Origin of the sequence: Algihabitans albus, assembly GCF_003572205.1 — a bacterium.
Classification (GTDB): domain Bacteria; phylum Pseudomonadota; class Alphaproteobacteria; order Kiloniellales; family DSM-21159; genus Algihabitans; species Algihabitans albus.
On sequence record NZ_QXNY01000002.1, the window covers coordinates 692,733 to 717,241 of the forward strand.

24 protein-coding genes are annotated in these 24,509 nt (G+C 61.7%); 13 read left to right on the plus strand and 11 right to left on the minus strand.

Translation table 11 applies throughout. The features are described 5' to 3' along the window. The first annotated feature begins 32 nt into the window (after window positions 1-32). Window positions 33-1,331: a glycosyltransferase gene (locus DBZ32_RS04875; protein WP_119165954.1), complete on the plus strand. Its 1,299-nt coding sequence runs from the start codon at window positions 33-35 to the stop codon at window positions 1,329-1,331. 74 nt (window positions 1,332-1,405) lie between these two features. On the opposite strand, the gene DBZ32_RS04880 is transcribed toward DBZ32_RS04875, so the two are convergent. The 3 genes from DBZ32_RS04880 to DBZ32_RS04890 form a co-directional block, all read right to left on the minus strand. Continuing rightward, window positions 1,406-2,479, minus strand: a complete 1,074-nt coding sequence (locus DBZ32_RS04880) for a glycosyltransferase family 2 protein (protein WP_119165955.1) — start codon at window positions 2,477-2,479, stop codon at window positions 1,406-1,408. Window positions 2,480-2,755: 276 nt separating this feature from the next. Continuing rightward, window positions 2,756-3,427 (minus strand): GntR family transcriptional regulator, encoded by a 672-nt coding sequence (locus tag DBZ32_RS04885; protein ID WP_119165956.1) that lies wholly within the window; start codon window positions 3,425-3,427, stop codon window positions 2,756-2,758. A gap of 107 nt (window positions 3,428-3,534) precedes the next feature. Continuing rightward, a complete protein-coding gene (locus DBZ32_RS04890; protein WP_119165957.1) occupies window positions 3,535-4,626 on the minus strand; it encodes a Gfo/Idh/MocA family protein in 1,092 nt (363 codons plus the stop codon). A 221-nt stretch (window positions 4,627-4,847) separates the two neighbouring features. On the opposite strand from DBZ32_RS04890, the gene DBZ32_RS04895 reads away from it, so the two are divergent. From DBZ32_RS04895 to DBZ32_RS04915, 5 genes are all read left to right on the plus strand, one after another. Then, the gene (locus DBZ32_RS04895; protein WP_119166360.1) at window positions 4,848-5,843 is read left to right on the plus strand and encodes a Bug family tripartite tricarboxylate transporter substrate binding protein; all 996 of its coding nucleotides are present in this window, start codon (window positions 4,848-4,850) and stop codon (window positions 5,841-5,843) included. A gap of 71 nt (window positions 5,844-5,914) precedes the next feature. Beyond that, window positions 5,915-6,691 (plus strand): hypothetical protein, encoded by a 777-nt coding sequence (locus tag DBZ32_RS04900; RefSeq protein ID WP_119165958.1) that lies wholly within the window; start codon window positions 5,915-5,917, stop codon window positions 6,689-6,691. A 2-nt stretch (window positions 6,692-6,693) separates the two neighbouring features. Next, window positions 6,694-8,256: a tripartite tricarboxylate transporter permease gene (locus DBZ32_RS04905; RefSeq protein ID WP_119166361.1), complete on the plus strand. Its 1,563-nt coding sequence runs from the start codon at window positions 6,694-6,696 to the stop codon at window positions 8,254-8,256. Window positions 8,257-8,258: 2 nt separating this feature from the next. Further along, complete coding sequence (locus DBZ32_RS04910) at window positions 8,259-8,546, plus strand: putative quinol monooxygenase (RefSeq protein ID WP_119165959.1); 288 nt, start codon at window positions 8,259-8,261, stop codon at window positions 8,544-8,546. A 49-nt stretch (window positions 8,547-8,595) separates the two neighbouring features. Continuing rightward, window positions 8,596-9,417, plus strand: a complete 822-nt coding sequence (locus tag DBZ32_RS04915; RefSeq protein WP_119165960.1) for an N-acyl homoserine lactonase family protein — start codon at window positions 8,596-8,598, stop codon at window positions 9,415-9,417. 62 nt (window positions 9,418-9,479) lie between these two features. Here DBZ32_RS04915 and DBZ32_RS04920 read toward each other — a convergent pair whose 3' ends face one another. Both DBZ32_RS04920 and DBZ32_RS04925 read right to left on the minus strand, forming a co-directional pair. After that, window positions 9,480-10,511 (minus strand): NAD(P)H-binding protein, encoded by a 1,032-nt coding sequence (locus DBZ32_RS04920; RefSeq protein WP_235830050.1) that lies wholly within the window; start codon window positions 10,509-10,511, stop codon window positions 9,480-9,482. 300 nt (window positions 10,512-10,811) lie between these two features. Continuing rightward, window positions 10,812-11,210 carry a RidA family protein gene (locus DBZ32_RS04925; RefSeq protein WP_119165962.1) on the minus strand — a complete coding sequence of 133 codons (399 nt, stop codon included), beginning with the start codon at window positions 11,208-11,210 and terminating at the stop codon, window positions 10,812-10,814. A 145-nt stretch (window positions 11,211-11,355) separates the two neighbouring features. Between DBZ32_RS04925 and DBZ32_RS04930 the strand changes: the two genes are divergently transcribed. Both DBZ32_RS04930 and DBZ32_RS04935 read left to right on the plus strand, forming a co-directional pair. Continuing rightward, window positions 11,356-12,255 (plus strand): HNH endonuclease, encoded by a 900-nt coding sequence (locus DBZ32_RS04930; RefSeq protein ID WP_119165963.1) that lies wholly within the window; start codon window positions 11,356-11,358, stop codon window positions 12,253-12,255. Window positions 12,256-12,513: 258 nt separating this feature from the next. Beyond that, window positions 12,514-13,017: a hypothetical protein gene (locus DBZ32_RS04935; protein ID WP_162906567.1), complete on the plus strand. Its 504-nt coding sequence runs from the start codon at window positions 12,514-12,516 to the stop codon at window positions 13,015-13,017. Window positions 13,018-13,322: 305 nt separating this feature from the next. On the opposite strand, the gene DBZ32_RS04940 is transcribed toward DBZ32_RS04935, so the two are convergent. Further along, window positions 13,323-14,177 (minus strand): sulfurtransferase, encoded by an 855-nt coding sequence (locus DBZ32_RS04940; protein WP_119165965.1) that lies wholly within the window; start codon window positions 14,175-14,177, stop codon window positions 13,323-13,325. A gap of 570 nt (window positions 14,178-14,747) precedes the next feature. On the opposite strand from DBZ32_RS04940, the gene DBZ32_RS04945 reads away from it, so the two are divergent. Beyond that, a complete protein-coding gene (locus DBZ32_RS04945) occupies window positions 14,748-15,920 on the plus strand; it encodes an alpha/beta hydrolase (RefSeq protein ID WP_119165966.1) in 1,173 nt (390 codons plus the stop codon). 21 nt (window positions 15,921-15,941) lie between these two features. Here DBZ32_RS04945 and DBZ32_RS04950 read toward each other — a convergent pair whose 3' ends face one another. The 4 genes from DBZ32_RS04950 to DBZ32_RS04965 form a co-directional block, all read right to left on the minus strand. After that, complete coding sequence (locus tag DBZ32_RS04950; RefSeq protein ID WP_119165967.1) at window positions 15,942-16,673, minus strand: class I SAM-dependent methyltransferase; 732 nt, start codon at window positions 16,671-16,673, stop codon at window positions 15,942-15,944. A 306-nt stretch (window positions 16,674-16,979) separates the two neighbouring features. Next, window positions 16,980-17,645 (minus strand): hypothetical protein, encoded by a 666-nt coding sequence (locus DBZ32_RS04955; RefSeq protein ID WP_119166362.1) that lies wholly within the window; start codon window positions 17,643-17,645, stop codon window positions 16,980-16,982. A 70-nt stretch (window positions 17,646-17,715) separates the two neighbouring features. Beyond that, window positions 17,716-18,312: a TetR/AcrR family transcriptional regulator gene (locus DBZ32_RS04960; RefSeq protein ID WP_119165968.1), complete on the minus strand. Its 597-nt coding sequence runs from the start codon at window positions 18,310-18,312 to the stop codon at window positions 17,716-17,718. A gap of 386 nt (window positions 18,313-18,698) precedes the next feature. Then, complete coding sequence (locus DBZ32_RS04965; RefSeq protein ID WP_119165969.1) at window positions 18,699-19,358, minus strand: TrmH family RNA methyltransferase; 660 nt, start codon at window positions 19,356-19,358, stop codon at window positions 18,699-18,701. A gap of 485 nt (window positions 19,359-19,843) precedes the next feature. Between DBZ32_RS04965 and DBZ32_RS04970 the strand changes: the two genes are divergently transcribed. Beyond that, window positions 19,844-21,148, plus strand: a complete 1,305-nt coding sequence (locus tag DBZ32_RS04970) for a tyrosine-type recombinase/integrase (protein WP_119165970.1) — start codon at window positions 19,844-19,846, stop codon at window positions 21,146-21,148. A 1,089-nt stretch (window positions 21,149-22,237) separates the two neighbouring features. On the opposite strand, the gene DBZ32_RS22005 is transcribed toward DBZ32_RS04970, so the two are convergent. Next, window positions 22,238-22,672 carry a hypothetical protein gene (locus tag DBZ32_RS22005; protein ID WP_162906568.1) on the minus strand — a complete coding sequence of 145 codons (435 nt, stop codon included), beginning with the start codon at window positions 22,670-22,672 and terminating at the stop codon, window positions 22,238-22,240. 215 nt (window positions 22,673-22,887) lie between these two features. Between DBZ32_RS22005 and DBZ32_RS04980 the strand changes: the two genes are divergently transcribed. The 3 genes from DBZ32_RS04980 (at window position 22,888) to DBZ32_RS04990 (ending at window position 24,428) form a co-directional block, all read left to right on the plus strand. Beyond that, complete coding sequence (locus tag DBZ32_RS04980; protein ID WP_119165972.1) at window positions 22,888-23,433, plus strand: recombinase family protein; 546 nt, start codon at window positions 22,888-22,890, stop codon at window positions 23,431-23,433. Between the two features lie 93 nt (window positions 23,434-23,526). Continuing rightward, entirely contained in the window at window positions 23,527-24,048 is a 522-nt protein-coding gene (locus DBZ32_RS04985) for a thermonuclease family protein (RefSeq protein WP_208539101.1), read from the plus strand. Window positions 24,049-24,239: 191 nt separating this feature from the next. Next, window positions 24,240-24,428, plus strand: coding sequence for a hypothetical protein (locus DBZ32_RS04990; protein WP_162906569.1), 189 nt, complete (start codon window positions 24,240-24,242; stop codon window positions 24,426-24,428). Window positions 24,429-24,509 lie beyond the last annotated feature (81 nt).

Here is a 24,509-nt window from a genome sequence, read left to right on the forward strand (position 1 = left end):
GCCGATCCCAACAACAGCTGTGAGTACCAACGATGAGGGTAGCCTTCGTAACCGGCGAATTCCCGCTCGTCTCTCAAACATTCATCTTCAATCAGCTCGCCGGCTTGATCGAACGCGGTGTCGAGGTGACGGTCTTCTCGCTCTGGGGATCGCCACGCGAAGACGGCGTCGAACAGGCCGTCGTTCAAGACTACGAACTGGTGGAACGTACGCGCTATGCGCCGCAGGTTCCCCGGTCGTTGGGCGCCCGTCTCTCCAGCGGCTCGCGCTGCATAGCAAAGGTCTTCCGGCAAAATCCACCGGCTGTCGTGCGCCTGCTCAATCCGCTGCGCTTCGGACGCCGGGCCTTGTCGCTTCGGCTGCTGCACGAAGCGGTCCCCCTGCTGCCGCGGCAGGACTACGACATCGTGCATTGCCAGTTCGGAGACTTGGCGCTCTCGGCGCTCGCTCTCCGCGATGCCGGCCTTTTCAAGGGGCGGATCGTCACTCACTTCCGCGGTTACGACATCAGCCAGTTCGTCAAGACGGCCGGCCCTCAAGTCTACGCCGACCTCTTTGCGCGTGGAGAGTTCTTCCTCACCAATTGCGACTTCTTCCGCCACCGTGTGATCGAGCTCGGCTGCGCGCCGGAGCGTATTGCGGTGCTGCGGTCCGGCATCGACGTCGGGCACTTCGCCTTCGCGCCGCCGCCGCCGCCAAGCGACGGTGTTTTCCGCATCGCCTTCGTCGGCCGCCTGGTCGGGAAAAAGGGTGTCGAATACGCAGTTCGCGCGATTGCCAAGCTGCGCAGCGCGGGCCGCGAGGTCGAACTGGATATCGTCGGCGACGGTCCGCTGCGCGCCAGCCTGGAAGCCTTGATCGACGAGCTTGAACTTCGCCCCTGGGTGCATCTCCACGGTGCGCAGGACCACGACGGAGTGCTGGGAACGCTCGCAGCGGCGCACGTGCTGGCAGCGCCGAGCGTTACGGCGGCCGACGGCGATCAGGACGCTTCGGTGAATACGCTGAAGGAAGCCATGGCCATGGGCCTACCCGTCGTGGCAACGCGCCACGGCGGTATTCCGGAATTGGTGGAAGACGGCGTCTCCGGCTTTCTGGTCCCGGAACGGGATTCGGGCGCCTTGGCCGACGCGATCGCACGCATGTGCGATTCCCCGGACCTGTGGCAAACGTTCGGCTTGACCGGGCGGCGCCGGGTCGAAGCAGAGTACGATATGCATCGATTGAACGACCGGCTTCTGGACGTCTATAGGCAGGTCGCGAGCGGAAACCGGGAAGCAGCGGCCTGGACCGGGCGGCCGGTGATCGTTCCGTCTCAGGCCCGATTGTGACGCGAAGGCGGCCGGCCCGCGCGTAGGCGACCGGCAGCCCCCTTACCTGCCGATAAGCCTTCGATCACCGAGTCTCAAGCAGCCGAGTCGGCGGCTGTTGCCGGTTGCGTCCAGGAGGCATTGGCGGCGGCCTGGCGGCCATGGCGTGCCACATGCACGCGATTGTGAAGATGCTCGAAAGGTCGGATCAGGCGGACCGCGATCCTCACGAGCAGCTCGCTGCGACCGATGATCGGGAGCTGACGGACCAGCGGCCGAACGACGCCCTGGACGCGGCGCCAGCCGGTATTGCGATAGCGATCCGTGAAGTAGGCGGTCTCACGCAGCTCCCACTTGTCGCGGAAGTGATGCAGACTCTTGCGTTCCCAAGTGTCGCTCCACCGCAGCAGGAAGAAGGCCCAGTCGCTGGGTTCGAGCGGACGGTGCCGGTTGGGAAAGAGATAGGTCACCAGCGACGTCGGCTCGAAGAGAATGCGACCGCCGGCGCGGCGTACGCTCATCGAAAAATCGATATGCTCCTTCGTACAGAGCATCGCTTCGTCCAGCGGACCCACGACATCGAAGATATCGCGGCGGACCAGGACACAGTGGAATTCGCAGAAGCCGGTGTCATGGCGATGGAGACGGCCATCCCAGTCGCTGAGCGGCTCACCGTGACCGTACATCTTCTCCGCGATCTCCCGACGACCCCGGGACTGCGCGTCGTCCAGGAATTCGTCGACCCGCTCGAGCGGCGTGTACTCGCCGCCGGCGTGATGGATCTGCGTGTGATAGGGGAAGCCCTGGCAGATCAGCGGTGCGACGATCGCCGCCTCCGTTTCCTCCGCGCAGCGAACGAGACTGCTCAGCCAGCCGGGCGTGTACATCACGTCGTTCTCGACGAAAGCGACGTACTTGGTTCGCGCCTCGGCGACGCCGAGGTTCCGCGCTTCGTTCGGTGTCAGGTAGCGCTCCGTGCGGATACGCCGGAACCCGCGTGCCTCCGCCTGCTCTTCGATATAGCGCGCAATCCGTCGCGGCGACTTGCCGTCGACATAGACCAGCTCGAAGGGCTCGTCGGTGTTATCGTAGAGGCTCTCCAGCGATTCCTGTGTCACGCCGAAACGCTCGCGTGGCGTCACTACGACAGTCACCAGTGGGGTCTGCATCTCTCGCCTCTCCCTCGATCTCCACACAACGCCGACGGCCGCGCCACTCCAGGGTGGGGCACGGACTCCGGATCCAGCGACAGACTAGCCAGGCAAGCTTGGGACGCGGCGTGCCAAGTCGGCGATGCCTGTGGGCTGAAAAGAGGACAAAACGGCGACACCGCCAGCAACCGGCGGGTGAATTCAGTCCACCGGCGGGCTTAGGCGGCGGCGCATCCCGCGACGTTGAACGGGCTCTCGTTCACCTGGCTTTCTCGGATCCGTTGGAAAGAAACCTCACAGGCTGGACAGCCGGCCGCGTTCGAGCACGGCGAGCAGTTCCTTGGCCGCCCGTTCGCGATGCGCCCGGAACAGACGCCGGGTCAGCTCCGCATCGCCGGCCCGCAGAGCCTTCAGGATCGCACGGTGTTCGGCCGTCGACTTCGTGGGCAAATCGCGCAAACGCAGAGTGATCATCCTGACCCGGTGAGCCTGGTCGAACAGAGTGGTCACGAAGGACAGCAGGCGGCCGTTGCCGGTGCAGTACAGCAACTCCCGATGAAAGCGGTCGTCGGCAACCGCCCAGAGATCGAGATCCTTTTCCTCCAGCGCCTTCTCCATCGCGCTGGTCGCTTCTTCCAGGCTCGCAATCTGCTCGGCCGTCAGACCCTTGCTGGCAAGCGCAGCCGCCGCGTCCGGTTCGAGCGCCGTCAGCAACCAGTAAATCTCCTGCATGTCGGTCGGCGAGATCGGCAGCACTCTGACGCCGCGGCGGGGTATGAGTTCGATCAATCCCTCGCTCTGCAAACGTATCAGCGCCTCGCGCACCGGCGTTCGGCTCATGCCCAGCCGGAGTGCCACTTCCGGCTCGGTCGCCTGAAATCCCGGTGGCAATCGATTTTTGAGAATCTCGGCCTTCAGACGTTCGTAGGCGTCATCCACCCGCGTGACGCTTTCACCTCGCTTCATCGATACTCCCGCAGATTGCCGTTATCCGTTCTCGATGCGGCGGCCGGACCCTGAACAGACGGCGGCCCAGCCGGCCGCGAGCTTTACGCCGCAGCGATCCTTGTCCGTCATCGGGACCGCGCCAGCAAGGGGGCGACCTCGACAGCGCACGCGAGGGCGGCGGAGCGATAGACCGCCTCCTCGATCTCCATGTTGCGAAGATAGTCCGATGCCTCGTTTTCGATCGGACTGCCGTGAAGCAGATGATCGGTCACATGGCGCTGAAGGGCATAGACGCAGTCGCCGCCGAATCCCTCCTGCGGAGAATTGACCTCGACAGGCTCCCAGACGGTGCTGCCGCGTCGGCGGAACGTCAGTTCTCCGAACCCATTCAAGGCGATCGCGCCGTTCGACCCCTCGACGAGACAGTCCCCCATGGTCAGCCTGTGATTGTCGGCGGCATGGTCGGCCAACCTGTTGCCGTCGAAGAGCGCACGCCGGCCATCGGCGAAGCGGTAGAGGAAAAGGCCGCTGTCTTCGCCGGCGATGCAGGGGTTGAGCTGCCTCAGGTCGGCGAAGAGAGAGCTCGGTTCGCCCATCAGATACCGAAAGGTGTCGATCCAGTGGACCGCGGTCTCGTGGATCAAAAAGCGCTTCATCTTCTGAAAGTAAGGTTGGCGCGAGAGGTAGGCCTTCGCGCCCTGGCCATCGCCGGGCCGCAAACGGAAAGTGATCTGATAGAGCGTCCCGACCCGCCCGGCTTCGAGTTCCCGCTTGATGGCGCGATACCAGGGCTGGAAGCGAAAATTCTCATGAACGACGAGCAGTTTACCCGCCGCTTCCGCAATCTCGACCGCGCGCCGCGCAAGCTCGTAGGTTCCGCAGAAGGGCTTTTGGCAGATGATCGCGCGCGCCGAGGTTTGCACCGCCTTTTCGATCAGCGCCAAGTGCGCGTCGGGTGGGACCGCGATGTCGATGATCTGCGGTTGCACCTGTGCGAAGAGATCACCGGAGTCCTGGCCTAGAAGAGTCTGCCGCTCCTCGCCGCCAAAGTCGCGCAACAGGGTCCGCGCCTTGTCGAGATCGAGATCGGCGAGCCCCACGAAGGAGACCTGGTCGTTGCGCAACCAGGCGTCGACGTGAAAACCGCTGAAGAAGCCGGCACCGACGGTCACCACGCGAAGCGGCGCGGCAAGTGGATGCTCGGCCTGGTCGCTCACCACCAACTCCTGTTACCGGCCGGCGTCCTCACCGGACGCGCAGGTCGACGCCGCAACGCCCTGCGCACAATGGGAAGACCTAGCAAACGAGAAGACATAGCGGGCGATAATCTCATTGACAATGCATAAAATAATGCATACGCAAAATAGACCCTGTTTCGCAGGGACTGCCGCGGAAGACGGCAATGCAAAAAGGGGAGGAACGGAAAATGATCGGCTCAATGAGCAAGCTTACCGCGCTTGCGCTCGGCACGGCGCTCGTTTGCGGTTCGGCCAGCGCCCAGGAGTATCCCTTTCGCGATATCACGACCGTCGTCGTCTGGGGCGCCGGCGGAGGTACCGATTCCATCAACCGCATGATCATGGCGGAGATGGAAAAGGAGCTGCCCGTCTCGATCGCCGTGAACAACGTCACCGGCGGCGTCGCCGGTTCGAACGGCATGGTCTACGTATCGAATCAGCCAGCCGACGGCTACACGCTCGCCGGCATCTCGGAGTCCAACGTCACGGCGGCCGTCCAGGGCGGCTGGGACGAGAAATTCGATATCTGGTATCCCTTCATCGTCGGCGGCTCGCCCGACCTGATTTCCGTCACCGCGAGCTCCGACCATCAAACGCTCGATGATCTGGTCGAAGCCGCCAAGGCCAATCCGGGATCGATCCCGGCCGCGGCATCGGGCGCCGGTTCGATCCACCACCTGAACCTTCTCGCGCTCGAGCAAGGGACAGGGAGCAAGTTCAAGTTCGTGCCCTACGGCGGTTCCGGCCCGGCGCAGGAGGCCGCCGTGTCCGGCGAAGTGGAAGTCATCGTGACCTCGCTGGCCGAACAACAGGCCCTGATCAAGGGCGGCCAGATCCGTCCCCTCGCCATGCTGGTTCCCGAGACCGGCAAGCTCGACGACCTGGAAGTCCCGTCGGCCTTCGACGACTATCCGGCCCTGGCGGACCATCTTCCCTTGAAGCAGGCGATCGGCTTCGCGCTGCTCGCGGAGGCTCCTGACCAGGCCAAAGAGACGATCGGCGCCGCTTTCACCAAGGCGATGGCGTCGCAGACCGTGAAGGACTGGGCCGCACAGAACTACTACGACCTGTCCGGACTCCACGGCGAAGACGCCAGCGCGGAGTTCGCCAAGCTCGAAAGCAATTTCGCCTGGACCCTGAAAGACCTGGGCGCGACCTCCGTGGACCCGGAGACGCTGAACATTCCAAAGCCTTAGTCTCTTGACGGAGCTGAGGGAAGCGGACCCGGTCCATTCGGCCGGGTCCGTCCTCTTCAGGGGATAGAGCCATGCCGGACAAGACGAAACTGCGTCGGCAGGACTTCTGGACCGCGCTGGTCATGATCGCGGCGAGCCTGTTCTTTCTGTACAAGACATCCGAGATTCCCTTCTTCCGCGCCAACGCCGCTGGCGTTGAGGCCGGCCGCTGGTACAACTCGGCCGCTATCGTCCCTTACGGACTCTTCACCGGGCTGTTGCTGCTGGCAGTGGCGCTGCTGGTCGTTGCGATCCGCCAGGGCGGTGCGCCGCGCGGCCTGCTCGATCTGGGCGCGGCGACCTGGATAAGGAGTCCCGCGGGGGCGCGGACGTTGGCCGTGGCGGCGATCATGCTCGCCTACATCTTCGGGCTGGTGCCGCGGGTGGACTTCACGATCGCAAGTGCGCTCGTCATCTGTGCCCTGATCTACGGCTTTCACGATCTGCGCGCCCGCGCAACCTCGATCGCGCTCTTCGCCGTGCTCAGCCCCTCCCTCTATGCGCTGATCGCGCATTTTCCGCAGTCGCAGTGGAACGCACCCCACGATGACGACTGGGTCGCGCTCGGCGCCTTTCTTGCACTGTCGATCGGCATGCTGTGGGAGACGCGGCGTGCCACCGGGAGGATCGACGGCTACATCAAGGCGGCACCGCTGATCGCCTTCCTGATCCCGCTCCTATTGGTGATCGTGATGGCCTTCGGCTTCCGCCAGAACGTCCCCAACCGCACGGGGCTGCTGTTCGGGCAGATCGAGTATCACTACTACGTCACCCTGCGGCCATGGCGCGCAGGCGCGTCGCGCGAGTGATCATGCTGGACTTCGTCGCCACCCAGTTCGTCAACTTCGGTGTCAGCCTGCTCGACCTTGCAAGCGATCCCCTCACCTACGTCTATCTTGTCTGCTCCGTGTCCCTGGGGATCGTGTTCGGGGCGCTGCCGGGCCTGACGGCGACCCTGGCCGTGACCATCCTGACCGGCTTCTTCGGCAACAAGTTTCCCGTCGAACAGTCCCTGATCGCCCTGATCGGTGCCTATGTCGGCGCCATCTACGGCGGTTCCTATCCGTCCATCCTTCTCAGTATTCCGGGAACGGCGGCCTCTGCCGCGACGGCGATGGACGGCTATCCGCTAGCCCAAAGAGGACGCGGCGGCGAAGCGCTCGGTCTGACCACGACCGCCTCCATGATCGGCACGATGATCGGGACCTTCTGCCTGCTGATCTTCGTATGGATCCTGCTGGCGCTGTCGTCGCAGATCGCCTCACCCGAGAAGGCGCTGCTCGCGCTCTTCGGCATTCTCGTCTCGGGAACGCTGATGAGCTCGGATCTCGTCATCAAGGGTTGGATCGCCGGGCTGATCGGCCTGGCAATGGCGATGGTGGGGCTCGATCCGATCCTGTCCGAACAGCGCTACGTCTTCGGTTGGTCCTACCTGCTCAGCGGCTTTCAGGTCGTCCCCGTCCTGATGGGCTGCTTCGCGATCCCGCAAATCCTCCTCGGCCTGCGCAGCGGGCCTTTGACAGGCACGCCGATACAGGTCGGCCGGATCCTTCCCAGTCTGGGCACGGTGCGCAGGTACCTGCCGACGATTTCGCGCTCCGGCGCGATCGGCGTCGGCATCGGCGCTTTGCCGGGCGTGGGCGAGGATGTCTCCGGCTGGGTCTCCTACGGGGTCGGCAAGAGCGTCTCCCGCGAGCCGGAGCGGTTCGGCAAGGGTTCCCTGGAGGGGCTGCTGTCGAGCGAAACCGCCAACAACGCCTGCATCGGCGGCGCGCTGATCCCGCTGCTCGTACTCGGGATTCCCGGATCCCCTCCGGCGGCGGCCCTGCTGGGCGCTCTGATGATCAACAACGTCACGCCGGGCCCGACCATCGATCCGATGCTGATCATCCGCATCGTCGCCATCCTCGCGATGGCCTCGCTGACCATGTTCGTCCTCGGCCTCTTCATGGCCCGCATCTTCATCCGCGTGCTGAAGCTGCCGCGAACGATCTTCCTGCCGGTGGTTCTGGTCCTGACGACCATCGGCTCCTTCTCCGTCGGCGGCGGTACCAACGACCTCTTCCTCATGATCGTCGTCGGCCTGGTCTCCTACGCCCTCATCCGCATGGACTATCCGATCGCCCCCTTGGTGATCGGAGTCATTCTGGGCGGGCTGTTCGACGAAACCTTCCGGCGCTCCCTGCTGATTTCGGACGGCGATCTGACCACCTTCGTCACCCGGCCCGGCGCCGCCATCCTGCTGACCCTCAACCTCCTTCTCATCTTGTCCCAGGTGCCGGCGGTGCAGCGTTTCTTCCGCAGACGCTTCATGCGCGGCAGGCGCACGGAGACAAGCGCAAAGATTCCCATCGAACCAAAAGAGGAAGCGTAACGATGTACTGCGTAACCGTAGAGTTCAAAGTACGGCCGGAAGACAGCGTGTCATTCTTGGCGCGCATGGTCCGGCAGGCCGCGGACTCCCTGTCCAATGAGCCCGGATGCCACATCTTCGACGTCTGGACCTCCGCCGAGCGGCCGCACAGCGTATTTCTCTACGAAATCTATAACGACCTCGCGGCCTTCGAAGACCACGTTGCCTCCGACCATTTCAAGTCGTTCGATACCGACGTCGCCCCTTGGGTACTGGAAAAGTCGGCGACAACCTGGGAGCAGAAGAGATAGTCGCCTAGTCTAGATAGCTGCCAGGTTCAATTCTCGGAAGGTTCACGCGATGGACGAACTCTACGAAGTCTACGCCCTGAAGTACGCCGAGCGGAACAGCCGGACCCGCAGCGATTCCTTCCTGTTCGATGCGAACCCGGGGGCGCCGCATCCCATGGACTATTTCCTGTGGGTGATCCGGAACGAGCGTCGAACCGTCGTCGTCGACACCGGTTACGATACCGCCGAGGGAGCCCGCCGCGGCCGGCCGATCCTGCTGGATCCGGCGCAATGCCTGACGCGGTTCGGCGTGGATCCGGAGACGGTGGAGACCGTGGTCGTGACCCATCTTCACTACGATCACGCCGGTTCCCTCGACCGCTTCGACAAGGCGACCTTTCACCTCCAGGCGGCCGAGATGGCCTACGTCACGGGACCCTGCATGTGCCATGATGCCCTGCGCATGCCCTTCACGGCGGATCATGTCTGCGCGCTGATCCGGAAAGTCTACTCCGGCCGCGTCGTCTTCCACGAAGGCGCCGGGCTTATCGCACCCGGCATCGAGGTACATGCCATCGGCGGCCATACCCGTGGCCTCCAGTGCGTGCGGGTGCGCACGGCCAGGGGATGGCTCGTGCTCGCGTCCGACGCCTCGCACTTCTATGAGAACTACCTGTTCGGCAAAGTCTTTCCGATTGTCGAGAACGCCCAGGCGATGCTCGACGGCTTTCGCCGGCTGCCGGAACTGGCCAGCGCCGGCGACCTGATCGTGCCCGGCCACGATCCCCTCGTCCGGCAGGTCTTTCCCGAGATCGCAGCGGACGCCAACGGCGCTGCCGTCCACCGGCTGGACGTCGCCCCACCGATGCCGCCGGATCAGTTACTGCGATAGAGCGAGATCGCTGTAACCATCCCACCTGGAGCGATCCTGTTCCAGCCGCCTGTCGGCCGCCATCAGAATACGGCGTGATCGCCGCGTTCGGCCGAGGCCTCGCCCTTGATCAGCCGTGCATAGAAGTCGAACAGCGTCTCGGAACCCACCGAGGGTGTGGCCTCCGCATCATATCGTCCTGTCGCCGTATTCAGAACGAGCATCGACTCGGTCGCGTAGTAGCGCCCGATACGGGCAAGCTCGGCCTTTTCCGCCGCCGCAGGCAGGACGCGGCCAGTGAGGCTCAGCGTCCGGACAATTGCATCGAGCAGCGCGACCGGCACCTGGGTAAAGCGCGGCTCGTGCCCCAGCAAGTGAAAGAGACGCTCCCCCTGCTGTCTCGGTGTAACGGCGTCGCCGGGCCCACCGATCGGCAGCACGCGATCGTACCGGCTTTCATCGTCCAGGCATTCCGCGAGGTACTGCCCCAAATCGCGATCGCTGATCGGCTTGCAGGCGGTCAGCGTACCGTCGCCGAACACCAGATAGGGTTTGCCGCGTTTTACCCGATCGACCTGGCCGGACAACGACTTGAAAAAGGCGGTCGGCCTGACGATGGAGTAGGTCAGGCCGGACTCCATCAGCGCTTTTTCAAAGGCGAGCTTGGCATGCTGAAAGGCCAGTAGCGGCTTTTGAACGCAGATCGCCGAAAGCAGTACGACCTGCGAGACACCCGCCGCGCCGGCGGCGGAGAGCGCGTTCACATGGGCGCCATGATCGATGGCCCAGGCATCCTTGGGGGACCCGCTGCGCGAGGCCAGGCATGACACCAGAGCCTCGAAGCTCTCGCCGCGAAAACCGTCATGCGCGAGAGAGTCAGGGTCCGTCACCTCGCCGAACCGCACCTCGGCACCCTCGAGCAACCTAGCGCTATCATCGGGTTTCAAGCGGCCGGCCACCCCGGCACGGGGGCGTACGAAACACACCACCTCATGACCCCGCTGGACCAACGCGCGCACGGTTGCGCGGCCGCTGGTGCCCGTGGCGCCCAGGACGAACACACGCCGCGGAACTGCGGACAGGCGCACGGTGAGCGATCCGACCGCGTCAGTCACGGGCCGACGGCGGAGCCGCGCCGGCCAGGACATGCCGCAAAGGAGTGATATGCGCCCCCTCCAAGATGAAGGCCTCCAAGACTGCCGTGACGTAGGACCGTCACAAGAAATCCCGTAGCCGGCGCCATCGCCGCCAACGCGGTACAGGGTGTCGGCTCCAGCCTATCTCAAGCGCTCGGCGCCAGGCGACTGATTTGCAGCGATGGATTGTTGAGAGTTCGACCGGGCCGTCGCGAGCCAGGGTGCGGCCCGTTTCGCCGCTTTCGCGGCTGGCCTCGTTCGCGTCCTGAGCAGGTCGACTCAACCGAAAGGACTAGTGGTCGCAATCGCACGGATCTCGACAATCGCACCCTGGCGTCTCAGGCCGGCGACCTCAACCGCCGTCCAAGCCGGGTAAGGATCCCGGAGATATTCGAGGCGGATCGAATCGAAGAGCTCGAAGTGACCGCGCAAACCGACATGATAGCTCGTCATCTCGACGATCGCCTGGGATGTCAGGCCCGTCTCACGCAGGACCGTTGCTATCTTGTCGAAGGCGCTCCGCATCTGAGTCTCCGGATCTTCCGGCATGTGGCCGCGCGAATCACTCCCGGTTACGCCAGTCAAGAACAGGTGGTTCCCGGACAGGATGGCCGGTGACATCTTCAGGTGCTCCGACGCCGCCCGAAACTCCGGCGGCACGATCGCGCGCGTGGTCATGGCTTTAACCTCCGAGGAAACCTGTCGCCGCTGCACCCGGCAGACCTATCGGGAGCCCGCAGTCCGGTCATCGCCCGAAGGCGGCCTGACCGAACAGGCAAGCTGTTCGCGTGCTTCCTGCCCGGAAGCACGCTATTAGGGTTGCATGGGGTTCGGAGTCTTCATTCATCGCTCGGATTCGATCTACGACGACCGCCCGTCGGAGCGCTATCAGTTTCCTCCGCAGTACCTCAACCGTGTCGAGGCCTGCCTCGGGGATTGGATCGTCTACCTCGAGCCGCGAAAAGTCCCCGGAACGCGCGGCTACTTCGCCATGGCCAAGCTTGAGCAGATCGTTCCCGATCCCAAGAGGTCGGACAGATACCTCGCGCTGATCGAACCCGGAAGCTATCTCGACTTCGCCAATCCCGTTCCCTTCAGCGGTGCGGGCGGCCTCGTCGAACGTGGCCTTTTGAACCCGCAAGGACGGATCTCGGGCCGCGCCCAGGCGGCTGTGCGTCCCCTCTCGGCGAACGATTTCAACCGGATCGTCGCCCTCGGTCTGAACGAGGAGGACGCTTTTCTTCCACGCCTGGACGAAACCGCGCCAACCGGGGGCCTTCAGGAGGAACCCGCGCTTTTCGACTACGAGCAGGCCCGCGATCGCGTCAGCTACTTCGCCTCGCGCCCGGTTCGCGACCGGATCTTCCGCCGCAGCGTCCTACGCGCCTATCAGGAACGCTGCGCCGTCAGCGGGCTGAAGCTGATCAACGGCGGCGCACGGGCGGAGGTCGCCGCCGCCCATATTCGACCTGTCCATGCCCAGGGTCCCGACAGCATCAACAACGGCATCTCTCTCTCGGGCACCGTGCATTGGATGTTCGACCGTGGCCTGATCGGCCTATCCGACGACCTCGACATCCTGATCTCCCGACAGGCCAACGATCAGGAAGCCGTGCGGATGCTGATCAACCCGAGCGGCCGGGCGATACCACCTGCGCAAGCCTCCGCACGCCCGCATCCGGCCTTCCTGCAATGGCACCGCGAGCATTGCTTCAAGCAGTGAGAAGATTCAGCCTTGTCCTGTCGCAAAGCCAGGGACAGAGAGCCGACGCCGTCAAGGGATCGCCACCCCAACCGGCTTAGAGAAAATCCACACCAGGACGTTCTGGAAGCCGCCACCGCAGGGTGTGGAAAAATCGCTGGCCGGCTGGTATTGCATCGTCGGATCTCCGGCTAGAACGAAGGATCGGAAATGTCGCGACTGCTTCCAGCTCCGCGCGCCGGGCTGCTCGGATCATGGGATCGCCTGGTCGGGCCGGGCATGACGGTCGGCGAAAACCTGCTTGTGATGGGAACAAGCTTCACGAGCGCTCTATTGGTGGCCGTCTATCTCGCATCCCTCGGTATGGGCTTGGTGCAGGTCGTCGTGGGAGCCGTGATTGCCTTCGACGTTATCGGTGGTGCCGTCTGTAACATGACCGACACCACGAAACGCTGGTATCACCGAAGCGGCCGAACGGCGAAAGACCATTTGACCTTCATCGGTCTGCATCTGCTGCACATCGCACTTGTCGCCTGGATGTTCCGGGGACCGGAATTCGACTGGCGGTTCATGATCTTCATAGGCGGCTGGCTTCTCGTCTCAGCCTTAACCGTCTTGAGCATCCCCGACCTCCTGAAGCGCCCAGCCGCCGTGACGCTGTATTTGATCGCCTTCGCCGCGGCCCTCTACGCCGTTGGTCCCACGCCCGGCCTTGAATGGTTCGTGCCGATCCTATTTACGAAGCTGCTCCTCGGTCATGCGGTGCCACCGGAAAAAGGATGATATGGCGAAGGGCACGTCAGACGGCAGGAAGCGAACCTTCTCTTCGCCATAGCTCCGCACCTCCGCCGCTCTTTAGAGCGTGATCAGGCGCGGACTCCCCGCCTTTTGGGCCTCTGCGATCTTCGTCTGCGGCCCGGTCCCCGACTGCTCTCTGCCGGAGCGCAGTTCCCAGCCCATAGCGCCTGCGTCCAGGCCTGTAAAAAGACTGCCCCATCGAAACCCGGGATCAAACACCGAACCCAGAGTCCGCTTCCTGCGATTGGCGGAACCGCGAAGCGGCTTCCTAAGATCACAAGAAGCAGACTCTAGGTCTTGAACGGAAAGCCTTCCTCGATCGGCAGTTCTGGGTCGCGCGACCACTCGTTCCATGAGCCGAAATAGACTCGAACATCCTCGAAACCCGCTTCTTTCAATGCGAGGTAGGTATTGGACGCGCGGGCTCCCTTGAAGCAGTAGAGATAGACGGACATGTCGCGGTCGATGCCGACTGTCGCGCACTCGGCCAGTATTTCATTCCGGCTTTTGAAGATCACACCGTCGGCCGTCGGTTTCATCATGCGATACCATTCCAGCCAGCGCGCGCCCGGAATTCGTCCCTTGCGTGGACAGAAATCCTTGCCGTAGGGCGACGAGCTTTCCCCGATCCACTCATCGACATCGCGAACATCCAAGAGCGCGATACGTTCATCGCCGAGCGCGGCTCTCACGTCATCGGTCGTCAGCATGATTTCAGCGGCTTCCGGGTCGGCGGCGAACCCGGCTGGATCGAGGTTCGGCACCTCGCTGGTGAGTGGCAACCCCGCGCTTTCCCAGGCGCTGAGCCCACCGTGCAAGACCTCGACCAACGGATACCCAAGATACTTCAGGAGAAAGTAACCGCGACAGGATTGGCCAAAGCCCGTGTCCATCGACTGCTCGTAGATGACCGCGGTCCTGGTTCCGTCGAGACCCGCATCGGCGAAGATGGCTGCAAACTTGTCGGTCAGCTCCTTCATCCCGTCGGGTGTCGATGTCGAAAGATAGGTGAAGATGTCGTGCAGATTGACGGCGCCGGCGATGTGGCCGGCGGCATAAGACTCGCGATCACGCGTGTCGATGATCGTGATGTTCGAGCCAATCTTCGACTGAAGGTCTGCTGGAGAGATCAGCGCGGCAGTCATACCGTCCTCCCGGTTGCGCCTCGGCGGCGGTTCGCATCTGGAGACTCGGATATCGATATTGGGAGGGCCGCTGCCGCCCGCAACTCTGTGAGCTCTTCTCTACGTGCCGGGCAGTCGACACCAACCCCACCAAACGGTGGGATGGGATAACTTGCAAGGCCCTGGAAATAAGAGATAAATGAGCAGAAGCAGCCGGATATGCCGGACGAACGTCCACGCGATCTCTTTGCTATCGTTCTATGACCGATTTGAGCTCTTTCACGACATGAGTCCGGCCGCCTGACTTGACGTCTTGAAGCCCACAAACATCGAGGAGCCTACTGCAGCACGAAACAGCCCTGATCGCGTGGCTGCGGTCGAAAACTCTGTATAAATGCAAGCGCCTTATGCCAATAGCCCGGCGGATCGTCGAACTCTCGGGATACAATCTCTCCCTGCGAGCAGCGTTCTTTCGTTGCTCAGCCCACACGCCAGGTTCACTCTTGAAAGTTTGGCCGTCGGGGTTTCGCGCCCATCCTGGTACGTCCCTATCGTTTTGAGACGGACAGGTATGGTAGAGCAGCGACACACATGACCCGGTGGCGAATCCTAGTTTTCTGCGGCGCGTGCCTTCTGATTGCCACGGGGATTTTGCTCTGGCGTCTCGAAGATCACGATCTCGACCGGCGGACACACGAAAGCTTCGCATTCGAGGCAAACGATGCCCGTTTGGCCGGAACGCTCTGGCTGCCAGAGGATCGCGCGATTGCCGCCGTAGCACTCGTCCACGGGGACGGACCCCAGGACAGAATCGCGGCGGGGGGCTACGCGCCCCTCATCAATGCGCTTCTCGATGCCGGCCTTGCGGTGGCGTCTTGGGACAAGCCCGGGATCGGCGGGTCGGAGGGCGCCTGGCTGGATCAATCGATGGAGGATCGGGCGGTCGAGACGAGCGGCGCGCTCGACGCCCTCGCCCGACGCATGGAGGGCATCCCTCGCGGGGCGCTGGGATTTTCGCAAGCGGGCTGGGTTCTGCCTCGTCTTTCTTCCGAAGAAGCGGACTTTATCGCCCTCGTCGGCCCCGCCGTGTCCTGGCGCGATCAGGGCACCTACTACACCCGAATCCGGCTGAGCCGGGCGGGCGCCGACGCGGCCGAGATCGCAAGATCGCTTGCCGGCGCCGCTCTTGAGAATGAGCGTGTCTTCGGGCGGGATGCCCGGTTCGACCCCGATGTGGTCCCGGCCGAGATGGGCCGGGCCCGCTGGGCGTTCATCCAGCGAAACCGAGAGGAAGATTCACAAGCCTATCTAGGCCGTCTCAAGATCCCCACACTCGCGATCTGGGGGCAGGAGGACCTCAACGTAGACGCGGAAAGCAACGCAGCAATCTATCGCGGCCTGCTTGCCGGAGGTCATCCCGCAAATCGGATCGTTATTGTTCCCCGGGCGACACACGGCTTGCTGAAAGAGTCTCCCTACAACAGCCAATTGACCAGCGAATGGCCATGGCACACCACCCTTCGGTTTCTGTGGGAGGGTCGATCCGCCTATGCCCGCGGCGCCCTCGCGCAGATCACCGACTGGATCACGGCGCGCACCGGCGCGGTCGCTCATCCGCGACGACGCTCCAGCGCAAGAAGGGCGCGCCCAACCGGCAACCCGATTGTGCGGTCCAGGACCATGCCAAATGAAACCGCAAACCAGAACTTCGGGATCGCCCAACGGCCGAATCGAGCTCATAGGCGGGCCTTTGAGTCGCGTTAAACGCTCGCTCCAGAGAGCATGTCACTCCGTCGTGACAAGGCGGTAGCCAAGATCGCAGGCATCGAGGTTGAGCAGCTCGGAATACCGCTGCGCCCATGCGCCGCTATCCAGGTCGCTCGCGAGCTTTTGCAACTTTTCGGATATGTTGCCCAGCGCCCAAAAGGACGACATGGCGGCCCGAACTCCGGGATCGAGATAGGCCGCAGGCCGCCGCCAATAGGCGCAGAGGAAGCCGTCGGTGCAGTCACGCGGAATTGGAACGGTCGAAATCTCCAACGGCCCAAGCCATTTCTGATAATCCGTTATTCTTGGCATTCGCGCCTCGTCCAAGGCCACGAGCTCCGGAATGTAGTCCGCAAGCCAGAACCCCCGGTGCGCAGGGTCGTATGTCAATACGACGACCGGGCCCCGCGTCACGCGACGCATTTCCTTGAGGCCTTTCTCTTTGTTGGCCCAATGGTGGACCGTCAGGATCGCCATCGACGCATCGAAAGAACTGTCTTCGAAGGGCAGATCTTCCGCATAGCCCTGAACAGCGGGAGCGGCAGAGACAGCGCGCTGCCGGATCATTTCCGCCGAAGGCTCGATCGCCGTGACTTGCCGCTCGGCGGGCTCATAGGACCCCGTTCCAGCCCCGACATTCAGGACGGTTTTTGCGGAGCCCAGAGCTCGTCCGATCAGCCTCTCAATCCGGGAGTCGGGTTTCCGGAGATCAGCGTAATTGACGCCGATCGTATCGTAGGAGCTGCGCATAGAGCCGCGTAACACATGGCGACCGACTTGTCAGGACATGTCCGCTTTGCTTGTAAAGCGGTCGCTTTCGGAGGCGTCGTGTTCCGTCGTGTAAATAGCGGCAAATGGCGGGCCCCGCGCGATGAAAAAGCGAACTGTGTTTTCGCTGTCGAACCACGATAAGACACCCCCCGACGCGCCGTGTTGCCCCGTTCCGCGAGATGGAGCGCGAGCCGACCATACCCGGATGCAGTTGGTGTCCTCCCCAAAGCTTGCCCCTAACGGCGGCTTCGAACCCAACGCAAAGTCGATTGCGATCCAGGCTCGTCAGCCCAGATCCTGGAGGAGCTTCAAGACATCGGAAGCGATAGTCTGGCCCGCTACGACTGAGCCATGACATGGAACGATCATTGTGGGCGGTCTGTTCGCGATTTCCTCCGACAGCCAGTCCCGATAGGCCTCTCGATCCGCTATACCGAAGCTCGGAAACGTACTCAGCAGTTGCGGGCGGTCGACGACTGCGCCGAGGGACCCTTTCGTACCGCAGAACGCATCCGTCACAATCCAGACAAGCTGTTCACCTCTGTGCGCCCGGATCCAGATTTCTCCCGTCTTCAAACCTCTGGGTTCGACTAAGCAGGTATTGCCGGGAAAGGCCGGAGCCGCCTCATGCACGGCCTCAAACGATAACCCGGTTTGTTTCTCCAGCCTGGTTTTCGCGGCGGCTGTGCAGCACACTTTAGCAGTGGGAAATGCTTCGCGGTATTCGTCGAGACCCTTGTGGTGATAGTGATTGGGTGCCAGCAGGTACGTCACCTCGCCGAGCGCCTGCAGGCTTTCAAGCGCCGCGTCGCCAAGACCCAGAACCGGGCTGTACAGGCACAGATCTCCCCAGACCAGCCTGATCGCAGTGCAGCGCAGAGCGTCCTTTTGGGCGCTGAACAGCCCCTCAAGTCCCTCAACCGGACCGAATGCGGACAGGTATCTGCTCATGACCGGCCCTTTCGCGTGCGCATGCGAGAGGCCCATACGGCAAGGGCGGCGATGCCCGTTTCCAGCGATGTCATGTCAGCGTGCCTCTCAAGACTGCGAGGAAGGCCTTCACCGCGCGCCGAAGATCGTTGGCGTCCGTAACGGTGCGCGACATCGACCAAAGTCCGTTGGTGAAGATCACGCAGACATCCGCCAGCTCGGTCACATCGGCGTCGCCGGCTGATCCACTCTTTGCGTATGCACGGGCGATGGCGTTCCTGAAACCCCGCCGCAGCCGGTCATTGTGTTCGGCGACCTTCGCCATTGTGTCGGTATCGTGAGGGGCAACCTCGGTCGCGGAATTGGCGACGAAGCAGCCCGGACCGGGCAGCCCTGCCGCTTCGCCGCGTGAAATCTGGAATTCAAAATAGGCCGCAATGGTGGCGAGGTCCGCATCCGGACCTTCGACACAGTTGAACGCCGGAGAGACAACGGCCTCTCGATATCGGTCGAAGCAAGCAAGGAAGAGCTTCTTCTTGCCTCCGAAGGTTGAATAGATGCCGTGGCGGCTGACCGCTGTCGCCTCGACAAGGTCATCCATCGATGTTGCATGATACCCCTGCAGCCAGAACTGCTGCAGGGCCTTGCCGGTCAACGCATCGGCGGTGAACGAGGCTTTTCTCGGCATGGAAGGACAGTAACAGAATGATCATTCTGAATCAAGACAGACCCCTCCCGTTTGAGACTCTCATTTGCAATGCCCACTCTGTCCGCAAGGCGCTCGCTAAATCGGCGTCGTAGACTGTCGCATAATAATCGGTGGCAAATGGCGGCGCATGCGCGACGAAAATGCGAACTACGTTTTCGCTATAGCGCTACGACAACGTAACTCGACGATACGAAACATAGCCCAATCCTTCCCGGCTTTCCGCTGCTGCACTACACCAGGACGCGGATGGTGAGCTTTTCAATCGCACGTCCCTTACGAGGGCTTTGAGCCCAAAGCGGACGTCATGAATGATCTCAGGTCTCGCGGCGTCTGGATTGAGGCGACGCCAATCGTTCAAAGACTGATCAACCAGCATTATCTTTCTTTTTTTGGGTATCAGCAGACCTCAAAACCGGCACTCGTTTATTCCTCTTTCGGTATAAACGCTGGTAGGCCCTACGCTGTTTCGTCACTTCGTAGAGCACTATCCCTGAAGTCGTCCCAAGATTTAGGCTTTCGATCATTCCGAACATCGGAATACTCACACACAGTTCGGCGTTTTCTGCCGCTACGTCGCTAATGCCCTGATTTTCGCTTCCGAACCATACTGCAAGCTTGGCGTGTGTTGTGAAATCCGTCTCGTCCAGCACAGCGTTCTTCTTTCCCCTTACATGAGGTGATGTGACGATCGATGCAAACCGATTCTTGCGAAGATGGGCGATACACTCTTCTGTACTATCGAAGCGCTTCACAAAGCTCCATTTCACCGCCGAAACGGATACCTTGCTGAGAGAACTCCTTTTTTCCCTCATATCCTGCCAATCGTTCGCCAGCGCTTTGCGTGGATCGATAACGTAGGTTTTCTCAACACCCAGCGCATTGACGTTCCGTATAACGGTTCCAATGTTTTTAATGTCTTTCGGGTTTTCGATCACCGCTATAAGGTTTTTACAGCGATATTCCTTGATCGCATCGGCGCGCCATCGCGCTGAGGGTTTTGTTGTCTCGGGCTCGCTCGTCGGCATGTGTGGGCTTCCAATTCCTCAGCATTCGCTTCGTGCTGTGGGTTATACAAGGTTCCAACCCGCGCAATACCTTTCATCAGGTCAAGATCGTTCGTTTGAGCCTGCCCGTCAGCGGGTGCTTTGTTCCCTATAGCGGTCGTCAAATGTCATAGCGGGATGTCGCGCGTTCGGCGGCGAATGGCCGAGAGAGGGTTTAAGTTCGAACCCGAAGAGGTCAAGCGCCCGACCGGGCACCGGGCGGCCAACCCACCGCCGCGGAGGGCGTCGCGAAGCGACGATGCGCACGCTTCTGGAACACGAAGTGTCTAACCCTGCAAAAAGGTTAGACAATCTGAGCGGCAACCCATTGAAATACAAGGAGATCAATTGATGAATGGCGGAGGGGAAGGGAGGCTCCGACCCAGCACTCAAAATCCCATAAACTCCTTGAATTCCAAGCATTTTTGGGCATAGCGTATGGGGGAAACGTGTGGGAAACCCTCGCTATGTACCTGGAGAAGCGGCGGCGGAAGTGGTATGCCATCCACGAGATACCGGAGAGTGTGCGCCCCGCCTTCGACGGCCGCAAGCGCTTCTGTCAGAGCCTAGCGACTGAGAGCAAAGCAGAAGCACAGCGCCGTGCAGGTATCCTAGAGGCCCGCTGGCGCGGCGAGATCGAGCGGGCAAGATCGCAGTCAGGAGACGCGCTGGCGCGGGACGCGAACTATTGGAGGCGGCTCCGGGAGACGGCTACCAGCGACCACGAGCGGGAGATCATTGACGACCAGATTGCCGACGCAGCAGAGCGGATCACTTATCCCGCTGCCGCACGGGCCGGCATCGAAGATGACCGCGACCCGCGCTTTCAGCAGCTACCAGAGCACAGCCAGGCGAAGCGCTTCGCAGACGTGGCGTTCGGGCGGCTAGTTCGCACTGATGAACGCCTGGAGGAGTGGCTAGCGACCAAGACCGACCTAAGACCTCGGCAACGATCAATGTACCGCAGCGACCTCCAGAGGCTTTCCAGACGGTTTACCTATCTCCAAGACGTGACACGCCGGGAGTTGATAACCTGGGTCAACAAGGAGCTGATGGGCAGTGGCGGGCTAAGTCGGAAGACAGTACAGCGCGTACTCGCGCCTTGTCGGGGCTACTGGAGTTACCTCCAGGACTATGGGCTGGTATCGGGAGACGCTGATCCCTTTCGCGCATTGGTGAAGAACACTAAGGCAGGTAGCGGCGGACGGCACGGGCGGTGGCTGCCCTTTACGCCTGCAGAGGTCGTGGCGCTACTGAGAGCGGCAGAGGAACGCCAGGACGGAACGCTGGCAGACTTGATCCGGTTAGGGATGTGGACAGGCTGCCGGATCGAAGAGCTATGCAGCCTCACTGCAGGACAGGTTCACGCGGACCACTTCGAGGTGGTGGACGCAAAGACGCCCGCAGGGTGGCGCAAGGTCCCTATCCACTCGAAGCTCGCACTGACGCTAAGCAGGTTGAAGGCCGCCGCGAACGGCGCCGACGACTACATTCTGCCAGGACTCAAGAAGACCAAGCACGGCGAGCGCTCTGCCGCCGTTGGGAAACGGTTCGGCCGGCTTAAGGACGACCTAGGGCACAGCAAGCGGCACGTCTTCCACTCCATCCGCAAGACGGTGACAACGGAACTGGAGAACGCGGGGATAACAGAGAACGTCACAGCGGACATCCTCGGGCATGACAAGCCGTCGATGACCTACGGTGTTTACTCTGGGGGGAGCCGCTTGGAGGTGCTTAGGGCGGCCATCGAGAAATTGAGCTACCCAACTTAACAACACGACGATGCGGCGCACGGGCACTAGATCACAAAATCTTGTGTCTAAAGGTTGCGCTTGAAGGCGATACCACCCATATCGAGTAGGCCTCAACAAAAGGGGGTAGGAAGGGGCTGCTTTGTTTTTCGAAGCTGTTTTCTTTTCCCCGGTCTCGCGGCGCGGTGGATGGCACCCGGCGTGAGGCGTCCCTGTAGGGGCCAGGGCTAGGTGCAAAGAGAGAACGCCACGGTCGTGCCATGGCTGTGGTCCAGTGAACGCGCTGTCTGTGCTAACAACGGGGTTCGGGAAACCGAAGAGACCGTAGGTGAGTGCTAGGGGATCGCGCACCCGACTGGATAAGCGCCGAAGCAGCGCGTTGGGACGCTAGGCCGTCCTGCTGCGGCGTTGCCGCTGTCTTCCTGGAACACTCCAGGTCAAGGCCAGAGCAGCTACCGCACGTAGGTTTGGTCCCGTGAGAGACGCGCTGTTGCCCACCTAAGATCCTCTGTTAGATCGGTCACGTCTAAGGCGATCAGCTTTGTCCCAGCGCCAACGGAGTATTCCGATCTCAGCGAGCTGCGTGGCCTTCTCTAGTGCCAAGAGCACAGCCGCAATGAAGAACAGCGTACCGCCCACCTTAACGACGACGGCGAACACCCCTCCGAACAGCTCGGTAAGCGCCCCCAGCACGGGCACATCCCCCTCTTTTGAACACGCGCAATAGTAGCCGAACGAAGGCACAGAAGCAACTTTGAGGGCTGACGGACGAAAGCGCTGCAGAACGCCTACAATAGCCCGCCTTCGGGAGTGAACCTACGTCCACCGCAATAGCCGTGCATGTGCCAAGGCCTGTTCTGAGGCCGCTCAGAGCCTCCTGAAAACCGGAGTGATCGGGAGGAAATCCCAGGCAGAGACCCGCGGATTTTCGCGGCGCATTTCTGATCGGCTGTTATGTAGGGGGACGGGACGATTTCCCCCCGGTAAAGGGGGGGCTTCTCTCATACGAGTTCGAACTCGGGTCAAGCTTGAGTAGCGCGCAGCAACAGCCATGCGGCACTTTGGCCACCAGCAAACAAGCCGGCTGGAGTGTAGAGCTGCACAGCCTTATCACTCTGTCTTAGCATACGGATTGTAATCGGTATCGGCTCTGTAAGGCCCCGGCTGGGATTTAACCGATTGATTGGTTGGCCACGCCACAGGAACTTTAAACTTTACCCTACTTGTCGAAGCCTGCTCGACCCGCTGGCCGGCTTCACCGCCCAACTTGATCCCCACAACTTGAATACCGGCGCCGCCACCAGCGTGGGTAGTGTCGCCAGTTGTCACTGCGATATCGAATTCAACCATGTCGATTGGCTGACCGGTATCGAAGTCGAATGCAACAGCTTGATTAGCACCCCGCACATTCCGCCAGTTGGGCACAACTTGGACCGGATACGAAGAACCTGCCTCAGGCGACTGGAGAGCGTGTTGCGCTTCAGTCAGCCCCCCAACAACCTCTAATATCGCGCTGCGAACGAAGTCTTTCAGGCTAGTCACCATTTCAACTCCTCTAACACAGTGCCTTATACACCTTAGTATTTGCTGAGGCGGGAAGCTATCAGACAACCTCTGCGTCTCTCTAAGCTATACCTCAACGAGACACATGAGCGAGACAGCCGGAGCTAAGCTTTTGGTGTCTCGATAGGATTGACATCGGCATTCCAAGACAGTACGTCTTCAGGGTTAAGACCCATACGAGACACTTGGAGGCCAGAATGGCTGTCTACGGATACGCTCGGGTATCGACTACCGACCAAGACCTCTCTACCCAAACAGCAGCGCTGGAGGCCCACGGGTGCGACGTGATCCGGCAGGAGAAAGTAAGCGGCACTAGCCGCGCAGGTCGCTCGGAACTGGCAACCCTTATGGAGTTCCTGAGAGAAGGCGACACACTGGTGGTAACCCGCGTAGACAGGCTGGCGCGGAGCATAGGCGACCTACAAGACATAGTCCGGGAGCTGAGGAAACGCGGAGCCAACCTCCAAGCCACCGAGCAGCCCATCGACACAGGGAGCGCAGCCGGCAAGGCTTTCCTGGACATGCTCGGGGTCTTCGCTGAGTTCGAGACGAACCTAAGGCGCGAACGACAGATGGAGGGCATTGAGCGGGCGAAGGCAAAGGGGGTCTACAAAGGGCGCAAGCCGAAGATCAACCCAGCCGAGGTCAGCCGTATGAAGGCAGAGGGGCTAGGGGCTACGGAGATTGCCAACCGCCTGGGGATAGGCCGCGCCAGCGTCTACCGAGTGTTGGACAAAGCGTAGTTCTGGCGAGAGTGCGATTGCGGCCCCTAGGCGCTGGATAGTTACCAACAGCAGAGTACCCCCGTGCGCCGATCAATGGTGGAGGAGCGCGCCATGTGGAAGACAATGAAGTTGGAAAACGGCAGAAGGCGTATGCACCGCCCAAGACGCCGGTTCGTCCTCATTGTGATCGTGGCAGCGCTTGCTGGAGCAACGGTAACTCACATCCCTGACCTCTTTGACGAACACGCTGCTGTTACACACAGGGGTGACCCGACTGCCGAACTCGAAGGCGCGGTAACTCGGGTACGCGACGGCGATACCATCGAGGTGGAAGGCACTGCGGTGCGGCTCAGCGGTCTTCATGCCCCCGAGATGGACCAGCCGGGAGGACAGGAGGCCAAGGCCTTCATGGTGAGCCTCGTAGCAGGTAAGCGGGTTCGTTGCGTTCTCGAAGGACGGCGCAACTATGACCGAGAGATAGGCGACTGCTTCCTCAATGATCGGGATATCTCCGCAGAGGTGATCGCTGCCGGCTTAGGGCGGGATTGTCTGCGGTACTCGGGGGGCCGATACGCCCACCTGGAGACGGTCGCGGGGAAGAGGCTGCCTTTGCCAGGGTACTGCCCGCGCTAAGCGGACGCACGCTTATTACCCACTTGCGCATAGTAGAATATACTGGACACGCGTGACGGCGCGGAGTCCACTCCAGGCAGACACCGAGGGGACGATATCCCGAAAGGTGTCGCATGCCAGCATAGCGGCCAACAAGCCCCCGCCGCGAGGTCTGGCCTCTTATGCTCAACAGCCACCTGGAGTGTGAAGCTATGCTGATTAAAGGCCTGAATGACAAATTCATCCTGGAGACGGACGCGCCCGGTTCGGGAGGCCTCTTCCTGCGCATACCGCAAGTTGGGCAGGTCTTCATTGACCCGTCGCGGGGGAAGGAAAAATGGGAAGTGACCTGGGACAACTGGTACACGCTGCGCAGGTTGGGGGAAGTCAGGGGGAAATAGGTTCCTCTATAGGAATGTCTGAGGCGCTGGGTGATTAAGTTGCCCTATAGGAAGAGCCTAGCCTCTACTGCCCAGATGCGG